The sequence below is a fragment of the Kytococcus sp. HMSC28H12 genome (assembly GCF_001816045.1).
Classification (GTDB): Bacteria; Actinomycetota; Actinomycetes; order Actinomycetales; family Dermatophilaceae; genus Kytococcus; species Kytococcus schroeteri.
Genome location: NZ_KV824649.1, coordinates 1 through 537 on the forward strand (window position 1 = coordinate 1; position 537 = coordinate 537).

The 537-nt window shown below is 76.0% G+C and carries 1 pseudogene; it reads right to left on the reverse strand.

From position 1 onward, the window contains the following. A pseudogene (locus tag HMPREF3099_RS12530) lies at positions 1-214 on the reverse strand (hypothetical protein); the annotation flags it as partial. Between the last annotated feature and the right edge of the window lie 323 nt (positions 215-537).

A 537-nucleotide genomic window follows, 5' to 3' on the forward strand; every position in this document is an offset into this window, starting at 1 on the left:
GCACCACCTCGGTGCCGGAGGTGAGCACGCCCTGCACCTCGTCACCCGCGGCGCGCTCGAAGGGCAGGGCGTCCGGCGCGGTGGGACGGGCCGCGAGCTGCTCGAGGAGGGCGGGGACGGCGTCGGGCTGGTGGCGGGAGTCGCGCTGGTCGGCCGTCACGACGAAGCACGGCAGGGCCTCGCGCCCGAGATCCAGTTCCTGGCCTTCACTCATGGTGGTGAAGCCTAGTGGCTTCAGGGAGGGGCCCGGGTGTGGGTCACCTCATCGGGCCGGCGGCCGGGGTGCGGCGTGGGCCCCGTCGGGCTGTCGGTGGCGGCACCTACTCTTGGCGGGTGGCAGATTCCCGCACCCGTCGCTCCTCGTCCTCCCGTCCCGGCACCGCTCGGTCCGCCGGGACGTCCCGTGCTGCCCGCAGTGGAACGCGTGGCGGTCAGGGGACCAACCGGTCGGGATCGCGCGGGGGCTCCCGGGCGACGGCGTCGGGCAGCGGGTCGCGTGCCGCGGGCAAGGGCGGCTCCCGGTCGCAGACCCCGCAG